This is a genomic window from Arthrobacter sp. I3, from assembly GCF_000520575.1.
Taxonomy (GTDB): domain Bacteria; phylum Actinomycetota; class Actinomycetes; order Actinomycetales; family Micrococcaceae; genus Arthrobacter; species Arthrobacter humicola_A.
Window position 1 is genome coordinate 1 of the sequence record NZ_KI914939.1, and the last position, 1,095, is coordinate 1,095.

General features: G+C 68.8%; 1 pseudogene. It reads left to right on the top strand.

The window, feature by feature from the left end:
* Window positions 1-914 (top strand): annotated as a pseudogene (locus Y706_RS29360) (hypothetical protein); the annotation flags it as partial.
* Window positions 915-1,095: the final 181 nt, after the last annotated feature.

The following is a 1,095-nucleotide window of genomic DNA, read 5'->3' on the forward strand; positions in this document are numbered from 1 at the left end:
CGGTGGAGAACGCGGCGGCCGCCGCCACCGACACGCGTACCGCCATCGAGTACTCGTTCATCGGAGCCCATGTCCTGCTCGCCGTCCACGATGCCGATTTCCTGTCGGTGATCGATCCGCCGGAATGGGCAGCGGCGGCGGCGGCTTCGTGCAGCCAGCACCGCTGCTGGCCCGTGCTCGCCGGCCCCGAAGGGCAGCGCGATGTCCTGCTCCTGTCCCCGATCATCCTCTATGACCATCCGGCGGTGGCACCGGAAAGCACCGTGGAACTGTTCGACGCGACGGAGATCGATGAAATCCTGACCTTGCGGGTGCTCACCCTGACCGATGCGGAAAAGGCGGAGGCCCGGTCAACCGATGCCCGGGCCGCGGCGATCATCGAACGCTGCGAAAACATGACGGCAGAGGAGCTCCAGCAGTTGCACGGCATCCTGCGGAACCCGCACGCCGGTGCGCCCCGCGGCCCCGGGAGCATCGGAGGCGACGGCTTCCCCGGCCCCGCGGCCCCGGCCTATCCGGAGTTCTCAGTTCCGGAATTCTCGGTTCCGGGCGCCTCCGCCGCGGACACCGGCGCCGGCACGCCGTGGTGGGATCCGGCCCGGGACGCCGCCGTGGATCCGGGATCGGACACCGTCTTCATCGACGGCGTCCCGATCTCACGCGGCAGCAGGGTGCGGGTTGTCCCGCTGCGCCGCGCCGACGCCCAAGACCTCTTCTTCGCCGGCAAGTCGGGGCGTGTCACCGGAGTCCACTTCGACGTCGACGGCGGAACGCACGTCGCGGTGGTCCTCGAGGCCGACCCCGCCGCCGAACTGCAGGAGTGGTACGGACGGTATCTGTATTTCGCCCCCGAGGAACTCGTCCCGCTCACCGCGGCGCCGGCCCCGGACAACGGAAAGGAACCATCACCATGAAAGCTCTGGGCATCATGACAGTCGTGCTCTTGCTGGCCGCGGGCCTGGCAGCAGCCGTCGTCGGCCTGCGTTCAATTCCGGACATCAAGCGCTACGTGCGAATGCGGAGCATGTGAGGCCCGGTGTGAGCGGGGTCCTCGTGGCGGGCGTGGGGAACGTGTTCCTTCGCGACGACGGATTT